The 24,268-nt window shown below is 38.9% G+C and carries 22 protein-coding genes; 18 read left to right on the top strand and 4 right to left on the bottom strand.

The window, feature by feature from the left end:
- Positions 1-335 precede the first annotated feature (335 nt).
- From OK025_RS11100 to pth, 3 genes are all read left to right on the top strand, one after another.
- Positions 336-1,292: a ribose-phosphate pyrophosphokinase gene (locus tag OK025_RS11100; RefSeq protein ID WP_046672755.1), complete on the top strand. Its 957-nt coding sequence runs from the start codon at positions 336-338 to the stop codon at positions 1,290-1,292.
- Positions 1,293-1,814: 522 nt separating this feature from the next.
- On the top strand, positions 1,815-2,411 hold the full coding sequence (locus OK025_RS11095; protein WP_075994221.1) for a 50S ribosomal protein L25/general stress protein Ctc: 597 nt from the start codon (positions 1,815-1,817) through the stop codon (positions 2,409-2,411).
- An 81-nt stretch (positions 2,412-2,492) separates the two neighbouring features.
- A complete protein-coding gene (gene pth, locus OK025_RS11090; RefSeq protein WP_075994222.1) occupies positions 2,493-3,056 on the top strand; it encodes an aminoacyl-tRNA hydrolase in 564 nt (187 codons plus the stop codon).
- A gap of 99 nt (positions 3,057-3,155) precedes the next feature.
- Here pth and OK025_RS11085 read toward each other — a convergent pair whose 3' ends face one another.
- Positions 3,156-5,480, bottom strand: coding sequence for a TonB-dependent receptor plug domain-containing protein (locus OK025_RS11085; protein WP_317669512.1), 2,325 nt, complete (start codon positions 5,478-5,480; stop codon positions 3,156-3,158).
- 4 nt (positions 5,481-5,484) lie between these two features.
- Positions 5,485-5,847 carry a BlaI/MecI/CopY family transcriptional regulator gene (locus OK025_RS11080; protein WP_209580554.1) on the bottom strand — a complete coding sequence of 121 codons (363 nt, stop codon included), beginning with the start codon at positions 5,845-5,847 and terminating at the stop codon, positions 5,485-5,487.
- Positions 5,848-6,179: 332 nt separating this feature from the next.
- Here OK025_RS11080 and OK025_RS11075 point away from each other — a divergent pair, with 332 nt between their 5' ends.
- The 12 genes from OK025_RS11075 to OK025_RS26770 all read left to right on the top strand — a co-directional run bounded on the left by OK025_RS11075 (position 6,180) and on the right by OK025_RS26770 (position 18,658).
- Positions 6,180-7,550 carry a hypothetical protein gene (locus OK025_RS11075; RefSeq protein ID WP_317669511.1) on the top strand — a complete coding sequence of 457 codons (1,371 nt, stop codon included), beginning with the start codon at positions 6,180-6,182 and terminating at the stop codon, positions 7,548-7,550.
- Positions 7,551-7,555: 5 nt separating this feature from the next.
- Positions 7,556-8,563: an SPFH domain-containing protein gene (locus OK025_RS11070; RefSeq protein ID WP_317669510.1), complete on the top strand. Its 1,008-nt coding sequence runs from the start codon at positions 7,556-7,558 to the stop codon at positions 8,561-8,563.
- Between the two features lie 81 nt (positions 8,564-8,644).
- Complete coding sequence (locus OK025_RS11065; protein WP_317669509.1) at positions 8,645-8,890, top strand: hypothetical protein; 246 nt, start codon at positions 8,645-8,647, stop codon at positions 8,888-8,890.
- A 190-nt stretch (positions 8,891-9,080) separates the two neighbouring features.
- Positions 9,081-10,367, top strand: a complete 1,287-nt coding sequence (locus tag OK025_RS11060; RefSeq protein WP_317669508.1) for a citrate synthase — start codon at positions 9,081-9,083, stop codon at positions 10,365-10,367.
- A 250-nt stretch (positions 10,368-10,617) separates the two neighbouring features.
- Positions 10,618-11,691 (top strand): NADH-quinone oxidoreductase subunit NuoH, encoded by a 1,074-nt coding sequence (gene nuoH / locus OK025_RS11055; RefSeq protein ID WP_317669507.1) that lies wholly within the window; start codon positions 10,618-10,620, stop codon positions 11,689-11,691.
- A gap of 4 nt (positions 11,692-11,695) precedes the next feature.
- Positions 11,696-12,259 carry a NuoI/complex I 23 kDa subunit family protein gene (locus OK025_RS11050; RefSeq protein ID WP_288066690.1) on the top strand — a complete coding sequence of 188 codons (564 nt, stop codon included), beginning with the start codon at positions 11,696-11,698 and terminating at the stop codon, positions 12,257-12,259.
- Positions 12,260-12,262: 3 nt separating this feature from the next.
- Entirely contained in the window at positions 12,263-12,808 is a 546-nt protein-coding gene (locus tag OK025_RS11045) for an NADH-quinone oxidoreductase subunit J (RefSeq protein ID WP_317669506.1), read from the top strand.
- Positions 12,805-13,113, top strand: a complete 309-nt coding sequence (nuoK, locus tag OK025_RS11040) for an NADH-quinone oxidoreductase subunit NuoK (protein ID WP_046672767.1) — start codon at positions 12,805-12,807, stop codon at positions 13,111-13,113. Before OK025_RS11045 ends, nuoK begins: the two co-directional genes overlap by 4 nt.
- A gap of 3 nt (positions 13,114-13,116) precedes the next feature.
- Positions 13,117-15,171 (top strand): NADH-quinone oxidoreductase subunit L, encoded by a 2,055-nt coding sequence (locus OK025_RS11035; RefSeq protein WP_317669505.1) that lies wholly within the window; start codon positions 13,117-13,119, stop codon positions 15,169-15,171.
- Between the two features lie 3 nt (positions 15,172-15,174).
- The gene (locus OK025_RS11030; RefSeq protein ID WP_317669504.1) at positions 15,175-16,776 is read left to right on the top strand and encodes an NADH-quinone oxidoreductase subunit M; all 1,602 of its coding nucleotides are present in this window, start codon (positions 15,175-15,177) and stop codon (positions 16,774-16,776) included.
- Positions 16,777-16,782: 6 nt separating this feature from the next.
- Positions 16,783-18,267 (top strand): NADH-quinone oxidoreductase subunit N, encoded by a 1,485-nt coding sequence (locus OK025_RS11025; protein ID WP_317669503.1) that lies wholly within the window; start codon positions 16,783-16,785, stop codon positions 18,265-18,267.
- 289 nt (positions 18,268-18,556) lie between these two features.
- Entirely contained in the window at positions 18,557-18,658 is a 102-nt protein-coding gene (locus tag OK025_RS26770) for a hypothetical protein (RefSeq protein WP_411567694.1), read from the top strand.
- Between the two features lie 269 nt (positions 18,659-18,927).
- Here OK025_RS26770 and OK025_RS11020 read toward each other — a convergent pair whose 3' ends face one another.
- Positions 18,928-20,340 (bottom strand): MAC/perforin domain-containing protein, encoded by a 1,413-nt coding sequence (locus OK025_RS11020; RefSeq protein ID WP_317669502.1) that lies wholly within the window; start codon positions 20,338-20,340, stop codon positions 18,928-18,930.
- Between the two features lie 227 nt (positions 20,341-20,567).
- Here OK025_RS11020 and OK025_RS11015 point away from each other — a divergent pair, with 227 nt between their 5' ends.
- Genes OK025_RS11015 through OK025_RS11005 form a run of 3 tightly spaced genes read left to right on the top strand, consistent with a single transcriptional unit; the run spans position 20,568 to position 23,308 of the window.
- Complete coding sequence (locus tag OK025_RS11015; protein WP_317669501.1) at positions 20,568-21,173, top strand: DUF4254 domain-containing protein; 606 nt, start codon at positions 20,568-20,570, stop codon at positions 21,171-21,173.
- A gap of 3 nt (positions 21,174-21,176) precedes the next feature.
- A complete protein-coding gene (locus OK025_RS11010) occupies positions 21,177-22,202 on the top strand; it encodes a glycosyltransferase family 9 protein (RefSeq protein ID WP_317669500.1) in 1,026 nt (341 codons plus the stop codon).
- Positions 22,199-23,308, top strand: coding sequence for a glycosyltransferase family 1 protein (locus OK025_RS11005; protein ID WP_317669499.1), 1,110 nt, complete (start codon positions 22,199-22,201; stop codon positions 23,306-23,308). The genes OK025_RS11010 and OK025_RS11005 overlap by 4 nt, the downstream gene beginning before the upstream one ends.
- On the opposite strand, the gene OK025_RS11000 is transcribed toward OK025_RS11005, so the two are convergent.
- Positions 23,303-24,262: a glycosyl transferase family 90 gene (locus tag OK025_RS11000; protein WP_317669498.1), complete on the bottom strand. Its 960-nt coding sequence runs from the start codon at positions 24,260-24,262 to the stop codon at positions 23,303-23,305. The two genes, OK025_RS11005 and OK025_RS11000, sit on opposite strands and share 6 nt — an antisense overlap.
- Positions 24,263-24,268 lie beyond the last annotated feature (6 nt).

Genomic DNA, 24,268 nt, shown 5'->3' with positions numbered 1-24,268 from the left:
GCGTTATATGCAAGGCTTATTATTTATAAAAGGGTTAAGATTTTTTTAAATTTGCATTTTGATTTTTAAAACAAATCTCTATCTTTGCGTCGTCAAAAAGAAAAAGACGGTAACGTTGACTTTTTAGAGACATTGTCCGATAGTATAAGGGTAGTACGACAGTTTTTGGTTCTGTTTGTCTTGGTTCGAATCCAGGTCGGACAACTTTTAAAGTTAAGAGTATATGGATTGTGAAAACAATCCATTTTTTTTAATGTTTAACTTTAAAAAATAGTAAGGGAATAAAAATATTGAATAAACGACAATACAATAACCCAACATAAATATACAAAACCATGCCTTTGCAATTCAACACGGTTAAATTATTTGCAGGTTCTGGCACTACAGAACTGGCCGAAAAAATCGCACAATCTTACGGGAAACCACTAGGAGACAAAACATTGTCACGTTTTAGCGACGGTGAAATTCAACCTTTCTACAATGAGTCAGTTCGCGGAAGCGATGTATTCATTATCCAATCTACCAACCAACCTACCGACAATCTTTTTGAATTATTATTGATGACAGATGCAGCGAAGAGAGCTTCAGCGCATTATATCACAGCGGTAGTCCCTTATTTCGGTTTCGCAAGACAAGATCGAAAAGACAAACCAAGAGTTGCAATTGGCGCAAAAATGATCGCCAATCTGTTGACTGCAGCTGGTATCCACCGCATCATGACGATGGACCTGCACGCAGCACAAATCCAAGGTTTTTTCGATATCCCTGTTGACCATTTAGATGGCTCTATCATTTTTGTTCCTTATATCAAATCGTTAAAACTTCCAAATCTAACGATTGCTTCACCAGATATGGGTGGTTCATATAGAGCACGTACATTTGCTAAATTTTTCAATGCAGAAGTTATTATCTGTGACAAACGTCGTAAACGTGCAAACGAAATCGAATCGATGTCTATCATCGGTGACGTAACAGGTCAGGACGTTGTTTTGATCGATGATATCTGCGATACTGCTGGTACACTTTCAAAAGCAGCAGCACTGATTATGGAAAATGGTGCAAAATCTGTAAGAGCTGTTTGTACACATGCTGTGTTGTCAGGCAAGGCATATGAAACAATTGAAAACTCGGTCTTGTCAGAAATGATCGTAACCGATACCATTCAATTAGATCCAGAAAAAGCAAAACAATCGACCAAAATCAAAGTATTATCAACAGCTGATTTATTTGCAAAAGCAATCACAAGTGTAAATCAGCACTCTTCAATCTCTGATTTATTTGAAGTAGAATAATCTTTGAGTTTTACATCCTAGATATTGGACCCTGGTACAGAAAGCATTTAGCTCAACGGCCAGGGTCTTTTTTTTGTATTGCGCCACCACCCCACCTTCTCCCAAAAAACAACAAACATTTAAAAACACTCTTTCGCTTGGTTCTTATCTTTTAACCATAGACGGATGGGCATTTTTATTGAGTATATAGGTTAGCAATTGACTGCTGTCAAATTCGATAATAACAGGGGATTTACAGGGGGTTAACAGGGGGTTAACAGGGGTATAGCAGGGGTCTACCCCAGTTAACCCCTTGTTATACCCGAGTTAAAAGAGTTTTATTTCCCTTTTAAAGATGGAAGTGGCATCAATTAAGTCATGCTTTCGGGTAAACAAGTAGCCGTGTCTAGGCATAGTCACGAACATGGAAAAATCGAAAACATAGAATAAGTGCCTGTTTCCGAACTAATAGCGGCCGTATTTTTTTTGATAATATCAGAAATTAGATTATCTTTGCACCTCAAATTTATAAAAAATTAAAAGATGAAATCAATTGCTATTAGCGGTTCTGTAAGACAGAACGTAGGGAAAAGAGATGCAAAAGAATTGCGTTACCAAGGTTTAGTACCAGCAGTACTTTACGGTGGTACAGAGCAAACAGCTCTTTCTGTATCCGCAGCTGATTTGAAACCAGTTCTTTACACTGCAGACGTAATCATTGTTGAATTAAACATTGAAGGTCAAACTAAAAGAGCTATCGTTCAAGACGCACAATTCCACCCATTAACTGACTTAGTTACGCACGTTGACTTTTTAGAATTATTTGATGATAAAGAAGTATCATTGAATATTCCTATCAAATTAACAGGAACTTCTCCAGGTGTTAAAATGGGGGGTAAATTAGTTCAAAAATTACGTAATTTACGCGTAAAAGCATTACCTGCAAACCTACCACAAGAAATTGCTGTACCAATGGAATCTTTAGAAGTTGGTAAATCAGTTCGTGTAGGTCAAATTCAATTGGAAAACGCAAAAGTATTAAACAATGCTGATGATACAATCGTATCAGTAATCATGTCTCGTGCATTGCGTCAAGCTGAACAAGAAGCAGCGAAAGCATCTAAAGGTGGTAAAAAATAATCTGAACAAGATTCTTAAAATACTACAGAAAGCACCGAATTTCGGTGCTTTTTTGTTTATTAAAATTTTTATTTTTGCAGCATGAATTATCTTATCGTTGGATTGGGCAACATTGGCAGTGAATATGCCGATACACGACATAATATAGGGTTTATGGTTGCCGACGAGCTTGTTAAACAGGCTGGTGCCAGTTTCTCCTTGCTCAAGTTGGCCTATTATAGCGAATTTAAGCAAAGGGGGCACAATGTCACTGTGATTAAACCTACGACCTACATGAACTTAAGTGGCAAGGCTGTTAATTACTACATGCAACAATGCAAAGTTCCTATTCAGAATGTATTGGTGATTGTGGATGATCTGGCCATTCCATTTGGTTCGCTACGGATGAAACCCAAAGGAAGCAGCGCCGGTCATAACGGACTTAAATCCATTGAGCAGCTTTGTGGCGGACAGGTTTATCCGCGCTTACGTTTCGGCATCGGAGACAATTACCCAAAAGGTAGACAAGTAGATTATGTACTGGGCCCTTTTGACAAAGAAGAACAAGCTGAACTACCGGCTTTAATTGACCATTCCGTTAAAATGATCCAAAGTTTTGTCAATATCGGCATCGAGCTGACGATGACTAATTTAAACACAAAATAGTAGAAGTCACTAAAGCAGACTGACGTACTGTGTATTGATACTGATTTATAAAAAAAGACCGATAATCGGTCTTTTTTTTATAAATCAGAGAATTTCACATTAATTACTGCTTTCTACCCTGATCTTTTCTTTTTCTATCTCCATCTTAATCGCTCCGCTTATCTTCTCTTTTAATTTTCCATTCGCCTGCACATCGTTTTTCTGCTCGCTTGCTTTCATTCGGGTCGTAACGATAATGACACCGTCTTTGCCTGCACTCCCATACAATGCAGTCGCACTTGCATTTTTCAAAATCTCTATAGATTCAATATCTTTCGAATCAAGTCTTTGCAAACTGGCCTCCTTCTTAACAGCCCCATCAACCACAATTAATGGCTTGACTTTTCCATCGTAACCACGTATTCTGACCGATGGAAAATCTGTTCCGATCGACTGACTTGCCTGTTTGTTCGCTAAGAGACCAATTGTTTTTGCTTCAAGATTAGCCGTTTCTGATTTATCCATCAAAGTAATTTGTTTCGCGTCATCCAATGTCTCACTTTTCTTATAACCAACCACGCCAACAACTTTTTCACCCTGTCCTTCGTTTTTCTTAGAACCAATCGTCGAACTAATCTTATCATCCACACTGTTGTCTCTCTTATAGCCAACGACGGTAACGACATCATCCCCTTTTTTATTTTCCTGCCCTATGAAACGAAACTTATTATTCACCTTATCCGGATTCTCACGAGCCCATTTTTTTGTCGTAATAACTAAAACACCATTCTTAGCATCTTCACCATATTTCTTAATCGCTTCAGCATCCTTCCACACCGATAGTGTCGCGATTCCATCCGGCGTCAGGGCCAACTCCTTCACCATTTTTTGATCTACCCTTTTGCCATCAATAACGTACACCACATCAGTTGACTTATCATTCGTTAGCAGATCATCACGATACGTCACCCCAATCGTAAGACCTTTGAGTTTGGTCATATCTTTACCAATATGAGCTCCTTCCTTCAAATTCACTTCAAGGATACCATCTTTCCCAACATCTTTACCATACTTATCAATAGCAGCCTTACCTTGTAATACCGAGACTGACGCTATAGCATTAGGATCGATATCATCCACAGTAAAAGTTTTTTCCTGCACAATACCATTCATAACACAGCGTAATTTTTTTTGTGCTATATCCGAATGTTGTTGCATTTCAACAGTATTGGCCAAAATTGCTCCGCCAGAAATATCAATTGAAGACTTCGTCCGATACTTGATCATATCACTGTCATTCGAAAACCAGTACTTCGCCAGTTTTCCTTCAGGAATAGCCAAAAATTCAGCCTTAGAGACCAATTTATTATCCACAAAATACTTTTGATTTTTAGAAAAATCAATAGCAGATCTCTTGATTTCCTTAAAATCTCTCGTCGCCACTTGATTTGCTTTAGCCAAAGTATCCGCCAATACAGTAGTTTTCATATTTGATTGATCTGTCTGAGATCGTAAATCAACTGTTGGTAACTGAATAGGTAATACTGTCTCATTTACTTTCTCAACTACCCCTTCTATGCTTCCCTCCGCTTTACTTACCGTAAATGCTGCTCCCGTCAATAAAAATACAGGTAAAAGAAAGGCGTATTTACTCAGTTCTATTTTCGATGATCGCTTCTTGTTCATCATCATAATTCGACGTTTTAAAAGTTTAAAATTAAATTGATTGCTCAATCCTACTGAAGTGCCCTTTTTGGACACATTCAATAGGCTGTATTGGTACGTCTGCTTGTCAATTCCTTTATCGAGAACCTGTTGATCAGTCAAGAACTCCAAATTTTGGCGAATGGCTCTGCGCATGAACCAGACGAAAGGATTGTACCAACAACACACCAATATCATTTCAAACAATAAAATATCCAGACTGTGAAGGCCTTTCACATGAATATCCTCATGCTTAAAAATATCTTTAAGTTCAGCATCAGCATGCTGTCCTTTATTGACATAGATTTTATTCAAAAACGAAAATGGAACAATAGGAATAAGCACATTCCGAAATAGATACGTCCGCCATTGATCGGACTTTGAATTCAAATGAATCCGTAATAAACTCAATAATTGAAATACAAACTTCAATAACAATACAATCGCACCAACCATAAACACAATTTCCACCAACCTTCCCAAGGTCAGTTGTTGCTGCACTTCCGGCTCAGTAATATAAAGCGAAATCTGCTCGCCTACCGCCCCCATATTCAGCCCGCGCTGCACGAACAAAGACTTTAAATCCAGAAATGGATATATAAAAGCAAATAGCCCTCCTGCCAAAAAGTAAACTCGATTTAGCACATAGAACGTCAGCCCTTTCAATAGTCCAATATATCCCAGATAGATAATCCCCAAGAGCAGGTTGACTTGAATAATATAGGTCAGTAAGCTTTCCATGTTATTAAGATTTATTATGCTTAATCATGTCCATAATTTCCTTTAATTCATCAGCCGTTAGTTTTTCTTCCTGCACAAAAAAAGATACCATCTCCTTATAGGAATTTTTAAAATAATCGCCCACAAAGGAATTCATAAATTTCGCTTTATAATCTTCCTCACTCACCATCGGTTCATAGCGCTTGGCATTGGCATAACGTACTGCTTTCACAAAATCTTTACGTTCCAGATTCTTTACTGTTGAAGCCAAGGTGGTATAAGGCATCTTTTCACCCTTGATATTATCCAAAATCTCTTTTATAAAACCTCCATTGAGACTCCAAATAGATTGCATTGCCTGCTCTTCCTGTGCTGTTAATTTTTCCATAGCTATTTATTCCTTTTTCTAATCTTTCACTAATCTACGAATAATTCGTAAATACCAAAAATATTTTCTCTTTGTTTTACAAATTAATAGTGAACAGCGCCGTCTCCCTTGTTTAAAAAAAACAAACGGCTCATTTCCTGCGTATTTAAACTCAGATTCGACGAATATAAGTTAGCTGGCAGAAAATTTGTTATACGATTATTTTAATTCTAAATTCACACATAAATCGTTTCATCAATTGAAAAGGCAGAACTTTCAAATGGATAGAATCCCCTGGAATCAGTCCGGTTGTATGCGCCAAAAGATGGTTCAAAAAAATACAGGTAAGATAAATGGCTAAAAATATCAAAGCGATTAAATGTCCGCATTGCGGAAGTATAAAAATCACCACACTACGCCCCGATTATTATAAATGCGATAGCTGTGGAACAGAATTTTTTTTAGATAGCGACGACATCAATATCAATCACAACTACAACTATCCGCGCAACAATCCGGATCAATATAAAGCCGTACGGATTGTATTATTTGCTGTCGTGGGCTTTATTGCTCTTATGTTTGTCATTGGAGCCCTAAGCGCTATTTTTTCCAAAAAGCCAGCGCCCAATTATTCAACTTACAGCACCTCTAATACAGCAGAGAAAAAAGAAGAGGTAGAACCTCTTGAATGGAATTACGCAAGCAACACACTATTTTTGGACAAAGATAATACGCCCCACGTTGTTGTCGTCGGTAATGTCGGAACCTTCAGAAAACGAATGGACGAAAACAAGGATAATAAGGTTTATATTGGGCTTTTCGATCCAAAAACAGGTAAAAAAGAATGGGTAAAGGCATTGATGGAAACACCTGTCGAACTGTCGAGCAGCGACGTCAAACTTCAGGTATTTGAAGACCAGAATCTCTATATTATCGTCAAAGCCAAATACATTTATCAGCTGGACAGAAATACACTTACATATAAAAGTGTGCTTGAGAACTATGTGAAAGATGCGCCATCTTTAAGCACAGGCATCGCTAAGGTTGAATTTAAATACGAAGACTATGGCTCAGCCTATCAAATTGTCAACAATGAGGGTCAAAATCTAGCTTATTACCCCTTAATTAATAAATCTATCCCCGATAAACAGCTTTACGATGAGCGAAGGAAAAAACTTCCCAATCCAACGACAAAAACGGAATTCGCTTTTTCAAGTAAATCCAGTTATTATCCGGAAGAAAAAATCCAGTTAATCCAGTACAGTTACCAATATCAATATGGATTTCCTAAAGATAGCCCGCGCTTTTCCTGGGATAAAGACTATGGCGGTTCGGGTATTTTTACCGACCGTGATCCTTATAAAAAGGTATTGATCAATCCATGGCAATTTAAAGGCGCCCGTCTGATTAGCTTCAAGGACTTTACGCCAGGAAGACTTTACTTTCAGCCTGTAATCATTGCGCAGAATGACAAAACGCTACTCATCGCGTATAAACCAACACCTGCTGAAGACGACCCTTTCCAGGTCCAACTATTGGATGTAACAACTGGCGCCATACAAAAAACAGTGACTACAGATCTTAAATCCATGTATGGAAATGGGAGCCTACTCAAAGATGGTTTTATTATAAAGGGCGCCAGCGACTATTATTATTTTGATAATAATGGAAAACAAATCAACAAGTTTGAAGGGTATAACCCCAAATTCGACACACTAAATTAATCACTATGGGACTATTTAATCTTTTTAACAACCAACTTTCTGAAGTCATCGAGTGGAAAAACCAAGACCCTCGATTATTATGGTATAAATTTCCATCCGAAAGGAATGAGATCAAAAATTCCAGCAAGCTGATCCTCGCTCCAGGGCAGGGCTGCATCCTTGTGTATGAGGGAAAAGGTGAAAACCTGCTGACCGAACCAGGAACGTACAACCTCAAAACGGACAACCATCCCTTCTTTACCACTTTAGCGCGTTTACGGCAGAATTTTGAATCCGAACACAAACTTTACATTTACTTTTTTCGTACGGCCGCTATCGTCAATCAATCCTGGGGAACAGGAACTCCGATTAAATACGTCGACCCACACTACAATTTACCGATAGAAATCGGACTAAACGGCACCTTTTCCTACCTGATCAAGGAACCCGTACATTTCTATAAAAATATTGTCGCAAATCAAAATACGGTCAGCACAGCTGTCATTCAAGACATCATCAATAATCGGATCCCACAACAAATTATTGCGCAGATTGCACAAAAGAAACTGGGTTACAATGAAATTGACAGTCAACTGGGACTGTTATCCCACGACATCAAGACTGCGGTTGAACAAGATTTTAATGACCTTGGTCTCGACATTACGGATTTCAAAATCTTAGGAACTCAATTTGATGCCAATACACAACGAAGAATCGGAGAAATCGCCGATTTAAGCACACAAAATCAAGCGGCACAACAGGCAGGTCTGAGCTATGTTGAATTAGAAAAACTACGTGCGCTCCGTGATGCCGCTAAAAATGAAGGGGGAATCGCGGGTGTAGGTGCACAACTGGGCGTCGGTATGGAACTCGGAAAACAGTTTGACCTCCAAAAAGAGGAGATCAAAGATCATATTCAGCAAGAAGGCGACTTTGTCGAGAAACTTCAAAAGCTGCAGCTGCTGCTCCGTGAAAACATCATTAGTCAGGAAGAATTCGATACACTCAAAAAACAGATTCTCAACAAAATATAATGCATGCGGGGATATTCATATCACGATTCAGCTCAATTATACCGAGGTGAATCAATTCATAACACATAAATTAATTCAGCTATGAAATACATATTCGGTATATTATTCACCTTGGTGATCCTTTTCGTTGCCACCTATTTCCTTTTAGGGTTGTGGGGCATTCAGCTACTAGACGCTGAAAATTTCAGTAAAATCTTATGGACTACGGGAATATTGACAGCAACCGCTATTGTTCTGGTCTGTTTTGTTATACTTCCATTTTTCGGGTCAGGCAAACAGGGGAACTATGAAGACAAAGGCAAAGTCGCCCAACGAAAAATAGATTAATATTTTTGCAGAATAAGATAATGTTAAATTTGAATAAATTATTTGCTTATTTAAGTAAATAATTAGTGAATATTATCCAAAATGACGCAGTCATGTCATTTTAATTCCAAAAGAACTTTCAATTTTAAATATCAAATAGTTAAATTTGTGAGATTAGCATAACAAATCAGATATAAGATAATATATAAACATGTCAGATAAAGCATCTATAAATTTAGACGGCACTTCCTATGACCTCGCGGTCGTTGTCGGTACTGAAAATGAAAAAGCAGTTGATATTTCCAAATTAAGAGATCTAAGTGGATTTATTACATTAGACCCAGGATACAAAAATACTGGTGCGACGAAGAGTGCGATTACTTTCCTTGACGGTGAAAAAGGTATATTGAGATATAGAGGATATCCAATTGAACAATTGGCAGAGAAATCGACTTTCTTGGAAGTTGCTTATTTGTTGATTTATGGAGAGCTTCCAAAAAAAGAGGTATTGGAAAAATTCAGAGCTGACATCAAAAAACAAATGATGATTCACGAAGATATGAAAAACTTCTTCGCTGGTTTTCCTTCCAAATCACATCCAATGGGTCAACTTTCCTGTTTAGTTGGTGCATTATCGGCGTTTTACCCAGAATCTTTAAATCCAAACTTAACAGACGAAGAAGAAGATCAAACGATCATCAATCTTTTGGCAAAAATGCCAACAATCGTTTCTTGGATTCAGAAGAAATCATTGGGTCACCCTGTTGTTTATCCTAAAAACAACCTTGGCTATATCGACAACTTCCTAAACATGTTATTCGGAGAAGTTAACGATGAAAAAACATTCGATCCAGTCGTCATTGATGCCATGCACAAATTGTTGATTTTACATGCTGATCATGAGCAAAACTGTTCAACATCTACTGTCCGTATTGTAGGTTCATCCAATGCAAACCTTTATGCTTCTGTTGCATCAGGTATCAACGCATTATGGGGACCATTACATGGTGGCGCAAACCAAGCCGTAATCGAGATGTTAGAGGCCATTAAAAATGATGGTGGTGATGCTGAAAAATATCTTGCTAAAGCAAAAGACAAAAACGATCCTTTCCGCTTAATGGGATTCGGTCACCGTGTTTACAAAAACTTCGACCCACGTGCTAAAATTATCAAAAAAGCCTGTGATGATATCTTAGAAAAATTAGGTGTTCAAGATCCTGTATTGGATATCGCGAAGAAACTGGAAGAAGCAGCATTGAATGACCAATATTTCATTGACAGAAAACTTTATCCAAATGTTGATTTCTATTCAGGTATCATCTACCGTGCGTTAGGTTTCAAAGCAGACATGTTTACCGTATTATTTGCTTTAGGCCGTCTACCAGGATGGATTGCACAGTGGAAAGAAATGCGCGAAAACAAAGAGCCTATCGGTCGTCCTAGACAAGTATACGTTGGCCACACAGAACGCGACTACGTTGAATTTTCAAATCGTTAATTCGATTTCGATTTATATCCATAAAAAGCATCCTTCGGGGTGCTTTTTTATTTTTATCTGAGCTAACAGGGATGGCTTTACAGCTGTCCGAAGCCACCCATTCGAACACGATATGATTACTCGTTGTTACGCTATTGTCACGATAATCTACTTGTTAAGTATATTTTAATTTTTCCTTATCTAAATTCCCTGTTTTTCGTTAAGTTTGCGTATTCATTGGTCTCTTATTAAAAATCATTATAAATAAGACTTGTTAGAAACAATACTACATATCTTGGTTCCCATTGCTATTTTCACCTTTATAGCAGCTTTCACCTTGTTTGCAGTATATGCTGAACGAAAGATTGCGGGATTTGTCCAGGATCGACTCGGTCCGATGGAAACAGGAAAGTATGGTAGTCTCCAAACAATCGCCGACATTCTCAAACTGCTCCAAAAAGAATTAATCACCCCTTCATCAGCCGATAAAATTCTCTTTAGGCTTGCACCTATCGTTATTTTCGTTGCTGTATTTACAGGTTTTGCTGTTATCCCATGGGCAAAGGACTTTATTCCCGCGGATACACATACAGGCTTGTTCTTCATTATGGCTATCATCTCCATTGATGCTTTGGGCATCTTAATGGCAGGTTGGGGATCCAACAATAAATATTCTCTATTAGGCTCCATGCGTGCGATTGCACAGATGGTATCCTATGAAATTCCGGTAGGCCTCTCACTGATTACGGTCGTTATGCTCACCCAAACCCTAAATTTGAATGAAATCGCTATTGGACAGGGCATCCTAACCAATGGAAGCATTAAATTCTTGGGTCTTTGGGAAGTCAATGAGATTGGGGGCCTCTTTGCCTGGAATATTTTTCAGGCTCCACATTTGATTATCACCTACATCATATTCTTTATCGCAACCCTTGCCGAGTGTAATCGTGCTCCCTTTGATATTCCGGAAGCCGAATCTGAATTGGTCGGTGGCTTCCATACGGAATATGGCGGGATACAATTTGCCTTTATCTTTTTGGCGGAGTATGCCATGATGTTTTTGGTATCCATGTTGGGCGTTGTTCTCTTCTTAGGAGCTTGGAATACACCGTTACCCAACATAGGTGCAATACGTTTGGCCGATTGGACCACAGGCTTAGTGTGGGGAATATTTTGGACCTTGGCCAAATCATTGTTTATTGTTGGTATACAAATGTGGATCCGATGGACATTACCACGGTTGCGTGCAGATCAACTGATGAGTTTATGTTGGAAAGTATTGACGCCGCTGGCTTTTCTTTGTATGGCCATTTCTGCAATTTGGCGAATTTTAGTTATAGCATAAGATTATGATATTTAAAACGGCTTCGCATGCATTTCGTACGGCAATCAAGGGTTTATCTTTGACTGTTAAACACTTGTTTGGTGCCCGACGTTCGCGAACGGAATTAAATATCAAAAAGGATAACTACTTTGATCAGCAGGAGGGAATTGTCACGGTGCAGTATCCACGTGAAAAAATGCCGATCCCCGAGGTTGCCCGCTATCAGCTGCAAGTCGATATTGAGGACTGTATTGTATGTGATCTATGCGCAAAGGCTTGTCCTGTAGACTGCATCGAAATCGAAGCAATCAAATCTCCGGAAGCGATTGGAAAAACTTCCGATGGTAGCGTTAAACGACTATACCCAGCCAAATTCAACATTGATATGGCTAAATGTATGTATTGTGGACTATGTACTGTCGTATGTCCCACAGAATGTATCACCATGACTAACGAATATGACCGCAGCTCACAAAAACTGACTGATCTTATTTATGGTTTCTCCGACATGACCGATAGCGAGGTCGCACAACGTAAAGCAGAATGGACCAAGTTTCAAGCTGACAAGGAGGCAGCAAAGCAAAAATAAAAGATGGAAAGTATTTTATTCTACGCCTTTGCTACCCTAGCAGTCGGTTCAGCACTCTTGCTCGTTAATCTTAAAAATATTGCACGCGCTCTATTCCTGTTTTTTATTGTTTTATTTGCAATGGCAGGACTTTACTTATTTGCTTTAGCCGATTTTGTAGCTATTACACAAATTATGGTATATGTTGGCGGCGTGCTCATATTGATGTTATTTGCCTTTATGCTTTCCAATAAAGAGCTTTTAAAAGATCTTCAAAATAGTAGCGGTTCATTCTTAAGCCTACCCAAATGGCAGACTATTCCAATCGTGCTTGGTTTCCTGTTACTGATGCTTTATGGCATCGTCGAATGGCAACAAGCTTCTCCAGCATGGTGGATCTTAAATGCCAAGGAAAATAATACCGAGATCCTCGCAACAGACAATAATATACATCAGATCGGATTACGTTTTATGACTTTTTATGTATTGCCATTTGAAATCATATCCGTGTTTTTGATGATGGCCTTGATCGGAGCATCACATTTATCCAGAAAGGAGCGTGCGATATGATTACACTGACGCATTTTTTGGTTGTCAGTGCCTGCATCTTTTGCATTGGGCTCTATACCGTGCTTTCCAAAAAAAATGCGATCATGATTTTGGTCGGTATTGAGTTGATGATCAATGCAGCTATCCTGAATTTTGTTGCCTTTGGTAAATATGATAAGGTCAGTTATGGCGGGCAAATTTTCGCACTGTTTGCCATTGTTCTCGCTGCGGCCGCAGTCGCTGTTGGATTGGCGATTGTATTAAATGTTTATAGACATTACAAAACCATTAATCCGGATGAGATAAACCAATTAAAAGACAAGTAAACATTGGATCAATTTGTTCACATATCGCCCCTTCTGACTGCGCTGCTTACCTTAGTGGCACCATTCGCGGCATTCCTATATCAAGCACTAGTAGGCAAACGCGACCAGTCCGGCCTTATTTCTCTCACGGCTATTATCCTCAGCTTTATCGCTGGCGGGCTCACTTGGTTGTCCATATGGAATAATCCCGCGGTATCTATTCAAGTAAATTGGTTCACGATTGGTGAAACATCCTTTAAAGTTGGTATCCTACTGAACAATTTGAGCACTTTAATGCTTTTTTTGGTACCCTCTGTTGCCTTACCCGTACATATATACTCCCGAGCCTACATGAAAGGCGATCCCGGTATTCACCGCTATTGGATGTATCTCAGCTTATTCTGTTTTGCGATGTTGGGATTGGTCATTATGGATAGTCTCCTGTTGATGTATGTTTTTTGGGAGTTGGTCGGTTTTGCATCCTATCTTCTCATCGGATTTTGGTTTACCCGCGAAACAGCTGCACAAGCCAATAAAAAAGCATTTTTGGTTAATCGCATCGGCGACCTCGGTTTCCTAATCGGTCTTGCGATCGTATTTACGCAGTTCAAAACACTCAATTTAGTCGATTTATTTGGCGATAATGGCTTAATCTATCAATCCACAATCGACCAAGGATTATGGATATCTCCGGTCAATAGCTTACCTCAGATTTGGCTTACCCTTGCTGGATTGGCCTTCTTCTTGGCTGCCATGGCTAAATCTGCACAATTTCCATTACATGTATGGCTTCCGGATGCCATGGAAGGCCCCACATCAGTATCTTCATTGATTCACGCGGCAACAATGGTTGCTGCTGGTGTATTCCTGCTGGCTACCGTATTTCCATTATTTAATGAATCTGCCTTATTATTTATTGCCATCATTGGTACAATAACCGCTGCTTCGGCAGCGTACTTCGCCCTTGGCCAATACGACATCAAACGTATTCTTGCTTTTTCGACCATCTCGCAGTTGGGTTTTATGATGGTTGGTATTGGCATTGGAACATGGGATGCTGCTTTATTTCATCTGACAACCCATGCCTTCTTTAAGTGTCTGTTGTTTCTTTCTGCCGGAGCCGTCATTCATGAAATGGCCCATTTTAAAGAACATAGCCACATGGACTTTGATCCGCAGGATTTACGGAACATGGGCGGGCTACGCCGATATATGCCCAAGACCTTTGTGCTAATGGGCATCGCTTCGCTAGCACTCGCAGGGTTCCCGTTGACTTCAGGTTATCTATCCAAAGATAGTATCGTTATCTCTTCCTTTGAATGGGCTATTTCGAAAGGTAACTTATACCTTATCATCCCCATAAGTTTGATTATCGTAAGTATTTTAACAGCTTTCTATATTGGGCGTTTGCTATTTAAAGCTTTTTTTGGAGAGTTTAGGCTCGCCGACCGGCTACAAGGCAAACTGCATGGTCATCCACTGCATGAAGCGCCAAAGACCATGTTGTTCCCCATGTTTTTTTTGGGACTGTTCTGCTTATTTCCGCTCTTTTCTTTCAATCCTTTTTCTTATCACGATTCCTGGTTGATGGACGGCCTTTTATTGGATGAATATGCCTTTGCGCCGAGTCACAGTGCACACCTTATTATCCCTGCAATACTGCTTCTTGGTTCTGCTATTGGCTGGATCATCGGTTGGAAATGGTATGTACAGAATAAATACCCTTTAAACCCTGCTAACTGGGCATTGAAGATTTCTTTCAATCAAGGGTATATCAATCAGTTTTACGAAGTAGTATTTGTCAATGGCACCTTAAAATTGGCACAGTTCTGCTACTGGTTTGACCGTTACGTTGTTGACGCCTTTGTTTCTTTGATTCAGTTTCTCGTCTTATCCCTTTCTCAGCTAAGTGTATGGATAGACAAATATATTGTAGATGGTTTTGTTAATACGGTTGCTTCTGCGGCTTACTGGACCGGCAATCAAGTCCGCCTGGTCCAAAATGGGAAGCTACAGACAGCGTTGTATTCCGTCTTTTTATTAGTTTTACTTGGTTTAATTTATCTTATATTTTTTTAGGAAATGCCTATTTTATCCTTATTGATATTTTTACCGCTATTGGCTACGGCGCTCATTCTCGCCTTACCAACACGATATAAATCGAGTTACAAATATATTGCTTTAGCATTCACAGCAATACAATTTGTACTGGCCGGCATATGTTATGCACAGTTTGATGCAAGCAAAACAGGAGTCCAAGATCTGGCGGGCTATCAATTTGTTGAACAGCTTTCCTGGATCCGATTAGATTTAGGATCAATAGGTAAATTAGAGATCGATTATCTTATTGGTATTGATGGGATCTCCATGCCCTTGTTATTGCTGAGTGCTTTCGTTATGCTAATGGCTATAGGCGCCTCTTGGAATATACAGAAAAGTCCGAAGGGATACTTTGCCTTGCTCATGGTACTCAATATGGCCGTTATGGGGATTTTCTGCGCATTGGATTTCTTCCTATTCTATTTGTTTTATGAAGTCATGTTACTGCCACTCTACTTCCTGATCGGTATCTGGGGTGGTGCAAGACGCGAATACGCGGCTATAAAATTCTTTCTATATACCCTATTCGGGTCTGTATTTATGTTGTTGATTATCGTAGGATTGTATTTTTCAGTAATCAACCCTTTGACTGGAGCACATACCTTCAACATGATCTATATGATGAATCCACAGAATTATCTTGAGGGTTCTATTTTCGGCTGGGAGGGTTACCAGGAAATTTTGGGTGTTTCGGCTCGACTGATCGGTTTCATTGTGCTCTTCTTTGCCTTTGCCATTAAAGTACCCATTGTTCCCCTACATACTTGGCTACCGGATGCGCACGTTGAAGCGCCGACACCAGTATCTATTATTCTTGCTGGTATCCTTCTGAAAATTGGTGGTTACGGTATCATCCGTATCTGTTATAGTATCTTTCCTGATATGGCAGCCTTATCCAATTGGTGGCTTGGATTGATCGGTGTTGTATCCATTATTTATGGAGCCTTGAATGCCTTATCACAAAAAGACCTGAAACGAATGATTGCTTATTCATCGGTATCTCATATGGGTTTTGTGCTGCTTGGTATTGCATCGCTGACTGCAGAAGGTATTTCTGGCGCCATGTTTCAGATGATTTCCCATGGATTCTTATCAGCGGCACTCTTTTTCCTTGTTGGCGTGGTCTATGACCGAGTACATGACAGAAATATCTATAGTTTCCGTGGTTTAGCTCAAATTATGCCCAAATATACAGGCTATGTTGCTGTCGCATTTTTTGCTTCCTTGGGTTTACCAGGCTTTTCAGCTTTTATTGGAGAGGCCTTTGTCATTATCGGTTCGTTCAATGCCGAGAGTGTTGGCACAGGACTGCCCCGTTGGATGGCTATAGCAGGTTCTATAGGTATACTATTAAGTGCTGCCTACCTACTCTGGACCTTGCAACGCATGTTTTTTGGGCAAATACGTTTAAAAGGCGGCGAATCTTGGAGCAATACGCTAACAGATGTGAATTTACGCGAACAAGTGATCCTATTTCCAACTTTAGCCCTGGCCTTATTACTTGGTATTATGCCTGCTTTAGTATTTAACAATTTAAACGCAAGTGTTCTGAATCTTGTGAGCTTTATCCAACAATTTATCTAATCTGGCATGCTCACATTCAGTCCATATATCAGTTCTTTCATCGATCAGATTATCGTCAGTATCCCATATTTTAAACCCGAACTGATACTAATCATTACTTTTATTAGTACTATCCTCGCTAGTCTTTTTGCTGACAAACACTGGAAGAATACATCTTTTGTCATTACTATCATCGGACTATTGTTCAGTGGCTGTTACCTTGTGGGCCAGGGACTCAGTAAGGTAGAGATGGCTGGCTTTTTTGATATGATCCGGGTTGACGCTTTCGCTACTTCGGCACGACTGATTATCCTGCTATCAACAATCCTCATTTGCATATTCATTCAACAACGCCATCAATCGCATGGCCGCCCCTTAGGAGATCTTTACGCTGTTTTACTGACGGCGACATTGGGTCTGAATCTATTGACCATGTCGAGCAATTGGCTGATGATATTTATTGCTGTCGAAACGGTTTCGATTAGCTCCTATATCATGGTGGGTTATTTCTCCACCACTAAAATTCAATCGGAGGCTGCTTTAAAATATGTACTCTTTGGATCGATCTGTGCGGCAGTGATGCTTTACGGTTTGTCTTTACTATACGGTTTCACGGGAAACTTGAATTTTGATGCTCCAAGTCATATTGCTGGATTAATGGAAGCCCCGCAGATCATGATCAGCATTGCTTTATTATTTTTGTTGACGGGTATTGGTTTTAAGCTGAGCTTTTTTCCCTTTCATGTCTGGAGCCCGGATGTTTATCAAGGTGCACCTACAGTGATTACAACCTATCTCGCTACAGTACCCAAAATTGCTGTTGTTGTGCTATTATCCAAGATACTTTCAGCCTGGCTTAACGTGTCCTTTTATTTTAGTGATTTCTTGACTTATGTGATTATTGCGATCGCCGTAGCAACGATGTTGATCGGTAACTTAGCCGCTTTACGTCAACAGGATGCCAAAAGGATGATGGCCTATTCTTCTATTGGACATACCGGCATACTCCTTATGGCTGTATTGGTTTATCAGAATAATGAATCCAACGTGCTATTATTTTATCTTTCCATATATGCTTTGATGAATATTGCGGTATTCATCTTTATTGATGCTCTGGAAGCTAGTTTAGGAAATACTTCAATTGAATCGTATCGCGGCTTAGGAAAGCAGTACCCACTGCTGTTCACCTCGTTTTCAATTGTTTTAATCGCTTTGGTGGGACTACCCCCTACTGCAGGTTTTGTTGGAAAACTTTTGGTCTTTTCAAAAGTGTTCGAACAATACCAAAACTTCCAATCCTTCGGTTTATTGGTATTGCTTATTGTCGGTGCGTTGACATCAGTTATCTCCCTATTTTATTATTTTAAAATACCACTGAATGCGTTTTTAAGGGATAATACTGTTCAGTCTGTGCAAAAATTTAATCCTTTCCTTCTCAGCATTGCATTATTGTGTACGATTCTATTAGTCCTATTAGGGCTATTTCCAGCCTTACTGCTAAAGATATTTTGAGCATTTTATAAATGCCAGGTTTTATCGATAGAAAATGATTTTTGGATAAAAGACGAGGTTATCTCAATGAGGATATATTCGCTTTAGTTTGTGAGATTTTACGCATTTTCCAAGGCATCGGAAGTACGCCAGTATTTTAAGCCTTAGATTCTGGCGAAATATAGGGAATTCAATTGGGCCTGAAAGAACTGATATAAGAAAATCATTCCTTACGTATTGTTAAGAATATTATTGACGAGATTGACAATACTTCGGTCAATCGTATGTATAAAGGAAGTGAAGCCACAGGATGTTGCTGAACCTGCTGGTTTATGGCTACCTGACCAACGCCTATTCAAGTTGGAAGCTTAAAGAACAGATTCGGAAAAACATCTACTTCATATTGCAATGATCAACCGGTCTCTTTCAGATAAACAGGCACATAAAAAAGACGTTGCCTTGATCCATATGAAAGAGGATCAGCATGCTGAACGGGTACTATCAATAGCTTGTAAGCTCAGAAAGCAGGTATAGAGCCTTGTTAAACTTTTCCTAACCCCAAAGGTTTAATACACAAGAAATGACGAAATCAAACGATTGATAAAACTATACCATAGCATTAACTGGACAAAAAAACCGCCTCAAAATTACTTATGAGACGGTCTCTTTTATATCAAAAGTTTATTTTTTTGGATATGCATAGAATGCAACGCCTCTGCGTCTCCAGTAAGGATCTCCTTCTATATTCGAAGAATAGTAATGGTCTTTTCCATCCTTATTGGTGTATTCATAAATAGGAACCGTACCTGGTTCTTGGTTTCTGTATGCATAAAAAACTACACCCTTAAAGTCATTCCAATAACCGTCACCAAAATTCAGCGTGTAAAGATTATCTCTCATTGTAGGAGAAGTCGTATACCAACGCACTGGAATACTATTATTAACTGGATTCGCATAAGCATAAAATCCAATTGTTTCATTCTTCCAATAACTGCCCTCATATGCAGATTGCGACAGAAGATGAATGCCTCCGCCATTTTTGACATAAGAGTAAATAGGGACACGCTCATGATAAAGTTTTGTCTTCCTATCTAGAAGATATTTAGAAATATAAGCCTTAACTTCACTTTTCTTTGTTGGATCTGCTATAAACTCATCTAAAGATATTAATCCATTGGGCGCAATGTCAACTAAAACAGAATTCGAAATTGTGGAGCTCGCTTGCCATGAAGCAAAACTTACTTGTGGTTTGGAAATATCTAGATTAATTGTGTTCACTAATGCCTTCGAGGGATCGCCACCTCTTGTTTTATATTTTAGTGTTCTATTATAGTTATCATTTGATGAGGAAGTTTCTGAACCATTCGCTATACTGATATTAAACACATCCTTCATTGCTGATGATGCGCCAGATTTGGCAGCATTAAACCTATTTTCATGTTTAGTTTCTGACTGAAATAAAACATCCATTGCTGCTCCAGCATAAATATCGACTAAAACATGTGTACCGTATGACTTTACAATAGATTCTGCAGACAATGTTTTAATATCTTGTAGAAAGTTAGCATCAAGACTGGTTAATAAGATATTAATAGGAGCATTAATTCTATGTCTCAATTGCTTGACCACAACATTGCAACTTCCATAAATATATTTTGAATTAAAAGCATGTTGACTTGAATCAGAAGAATTAAATGAGTTCGTCAGAGTTTTACCAAACAACGGTAAAGAAAATCCTGCATTTAATTTCGATGTCAATGATTGTGAATATGATTCGGCGTTTTCACCATAATTTTCTTCATATTCCTGAGAGTAAATAGAATCTGCTATTACTCGCCCAGCCTGGGATGCATTTAATGCATCAATATTGAGAACTCTATTTGCCACGGCTTCAGCATTTGCAAACTGTCCAGTCATATCATAGCCTCTTCCAAGATCATTAAATATACCATTACCAAACTTTCCAGCTTGTAAATTTGCTATAGCCTTTTTTTCAAGACTACCTGTAGATTGACTCTCAATTAATCTATCCTTACTACAACTAAAGAAAACAATAGCACTTGCCAATAATGGCACTAAAAACTTACCTTTCATTACTTAAATTTAATTTATTTCACAAAATTAAAAATAACAACAACAAATACAATTAAAAAAGGAAAAAAATAAATCAAAAAAACAAAATAGTTAAATAAATATTAAATTAAAAGCCATTTAATTCATCAAAACTTAACCAAACCTGATAGGACTAAAAGCTTTTGAAACTAAATCTTAAAAGATCACATCCCAATAATCTTCAACATTAAAATAACTATATTTGTACCATGATTAGTGCAATAGCAAATCCAATTTTTCAGCGTGCTATCCAGGATTACCACGTATACGACCAGATTGATCATCCAATCCAAAATCCGTATGACAAACAATCCATAGAACATCTCCTCTATTTAAAATGCTGGATCGACACGGTGCAGTGGCATATGGAAGATGTTGTACGTAATCCGGCTATTGACCCTAAAGAAGGCTTATATTGGAAAAGACGTATTGATGAATCAAATCAATATCGTACCGATACCGTAGAGTATATTGATAGCTATTTCCTTCAAAAATTTCAGGATGTACAGGCTGTCCCTACGGCAACGATCAATACTGAAAGTCCGGCCTGGGCTATTGATAGACTTTCTATCCTGGCTTTAAAAATCTACCATATGGAACAGGAAACATTGCGCACAGATGCTTCCGAAGCACATATCATTTCCTGCCAGGAAAAACTGAACGTTTTATTGGAACAAAGGAAAGATTTGTCCCAAAGTATTGACGAGTTGATGACCGCCATTGCATCTGGCGATAAATACATGAAAGTATACAAACAGATGAAAATGTATAACGATCCAACATTGAACCCTGTCTTATATTCATCAGGAAAATAACACATGTCCTTACCGCAACGGATCATAGTAACGCGATTTTCAGCTATGGGTGATGTTGCCATGGTCGCCTCAGTATTGAAAGAATTTTACGTTCAATATCCTGAGGTGGAGATCATTATGGTCAGCAGGCAATTCTTTGCCCCATTTTTTGATGGAATAAAAAATATACGGTTTCACGCCATTGAGCCCAAAACAATTCATAAAGGTTTCTTTGGATTAGTCAAGCTAAAAAAGGAACTGGCTCAATACGGCGCAGATGCTATAGCCGACTTACATTTCAATTTGCGTTCGCGTGTAATTGATCTACTGTTTTCCTTATCGGGCGTAAAAGTAAAACAACTTGACAAAGGCAGGGCGGAAAAAAAAGCCTTAACCCGGGAAAACAACAAGATTAAAGTTCCACTGAAACTAACCGTAGAACGCTATGCTGATGTATTTCGCGCTTTAGGGTTCAAATTTGAGCTCAGCAACAAATTGGCTTCTAATTTGCAAGATGTACCCAAAGCTGCATTTAGTATGTTTGCAAATTTCGACCGCAAGAAAATTGGCATTTCTCCATTTGCGCAACATCGTTATAAGATTTTTCCTCAAACCAAGATGGAAAATGTGATAGACGAACTCACGCATAATGGCTATGACGTTTTGTTATTTGGCGGTGGTGAACAAGAATTCCAAGTTGCCCAAAACTGGACAGAGCGATTTCCCAACACCTATAATACGATAGGCAAGTTTTCGCTGCGGGAGGAGCTGGATTTGATCTCCAACCTGGATGTAATGATCAGCATGGACTCTTCGGGGCTTCATATGGCATCGTTAATGGGCGTAAGATGTCTTTCTTTGTGGGGAGCAACGCATCCCTATGCGGGATTCACGGGATATGGACAACAATTAACAGACTGCATTCAAGTTGAGCACCCCAATAGACCAAGTTCAGTGTATGGCAACAAGCCCTGTGATTGTGATGGGATAGAAGCAATTGATTTAATTACACCGGAAATGGTGATCGAAAAAATAAACGGAATAAGATGAGGATTGGGTTCGATGCAAAACGCTATTTTTTAAACAAGACCGGTCTTGGGAATTATAGCCGGGACTTAATTCGTATGCTCGAAAAGTATGCTCCCGAAAATGAGTATCTCAAATATACACCCAAGACTGGTGATCAATATATCAATCAACCAGCATCTCAAAAAAATATCCGGTTGCCACAAGGCTTTATCAATAGCACCTGGCCCAATCTCTGGCGCAACCAACGTATCGTTCATGATTTGAAAAAGGATAAAATTGATATTTTCCATGGACTATCGGGTGAAATTCCATTAGGTTTAGCAAAGGCACATATTAAATCTATCGTTACCATTCATGATTTAATTTTTCTGAGACACCCTGAACTTTATCATCCAATTGACCGTTGGATTTATAAAAAGAAATTCAAACATGCATGTGAGACTTCCGATCGTATCGTTGCCATCAGTCAATGTACTAAAAACGATATTGTCGACCTCTTTCATATACCCGAAGAAAAAATTGATGTCGTTTATCAGGGATGTCATGAATCATTCAAAACTATCAAGACAGAAGAACAAAAAGCAAATCTTCGAGAGAAATTAAAATTACCGCAGGATTTCTTATTAAATGTTGGAACCATTGAACCGCGTAAAAATATTTTACCAGTAGTGAAGGCCATAAAAGACCTTGATATCCCCCTTGTTATCGTCGGTAAACCAACCCGTTACTCTCAAGAGATCATGGCCTATATGCAACAAAACAACATGGAAAACAGAATATTCTTTTTCCAAGGATTAGCAATGGAAGAATTGGCCGTTCTTTATGCATCGGCAACGATTTTCATTTATCCCTCAATTTATGAAGGCTTTGGCATTCCTATTATAGAGGCACTCTACTCTGGTACACCTGTGATCACCAGTAAAATGGGCGTCTTCCCAGAAGCGGGGGGACCGGCATCTTGCTATATTGACCCTACCGATATTTCGCAGATACGCCATGCCATAACATCATTACTTAGTAATCCCTCCAAGCGAGATGAAATGATCGAAAAAGGATTGGAATTTGTTCAGAAGTTTAATGATGACCGTGTTGCCAAACAGATGGCTTCTATTTATGCCAGCTTATAAATCGACCGACTGACCCGTTGAAATAAAATACTTCTTCAATACATGAAGAGAAACGAACTCTTCTTGTGCCCGATCCATAAATAATTTCACATAGGCATTGGCCTGTTTAACAATTGTTTCAGCCTCGTCGGGATGATCTATATAGAACTGTAATTTTTCTTCCAGGTCCGAATAATCGTTTTTAATACAGATAAAATGATAGTCCGGAAGTAAGGTTCCTTCCATAAACCAGGTTTCATACGTTGGCATCGGCATGACAGCGATGGAATTTGACGACATGATCCATTTTAAGTTGGTAGCTACGTCATTTCCTTCCAGGGCAAGAATAAATTTATAAGCTAAATGTCCAGTGATAGAAAGGTAATCGGGGTCAGAAGATCTAAACGCTCTTTTTAAATCACATAAGGGATGACTATGGTATTGCTGAAAAAATAGTTCCCGATGTGCCTGAGCAAACTCACTTCTTCCGACAAGTCTATTTTTCTTCTTCCGAAAAGGAACATGGTCGGTAATAAAGTTAAAGTGTCGGCTCTTATCCAGGTTCAACAATACCGAGTTCGCATTGTCACCTGCGATTGGCCTACTTTTCACCAAAGCAGGTTTATCCGGAATAGCAGTAATATCCCCTGGAAGGATCTGAAATTTCAGTTGCTGATTGAAATAATCAAGAAATTGTTTACTATCAAAATAATAAACACGAATCTTCTCGGGCATCTTATAATCTTTGATCGGAATCGCATCGATTGACAAAGACTGCTGCGGAACTAGTTTATTATAATAGTTTATCCGAAACCGGACCCATTCAGACTGCTGGGCCAGATTTCTGTTCAGCAGCACCGAGGCCTTTTTCCGTAACAGAAACTTTGGTCTCAGCTGTCGTCCAAATACACTCAAATAATAAAAGAATTTAACATTCTTATTTTTTGAAAAGATCTTCTTGAAATTCAACTTCATAGCATA

The organism is Sphingobacterium sp. UGAL515B_05 (assembly GCF_033097525.1).
Taxonomy (GTDB): Bacteria; Bacteroidota; Bacteroidia; order Sphingobacteriales; family Sphingobacteriaceae; genus Sphingobacterium.
The sequence above is the reverse complement of the archived record's forward strand: the minus strand, read 5'-3'. Positions and strand labels throughout refer to the sequence as shown.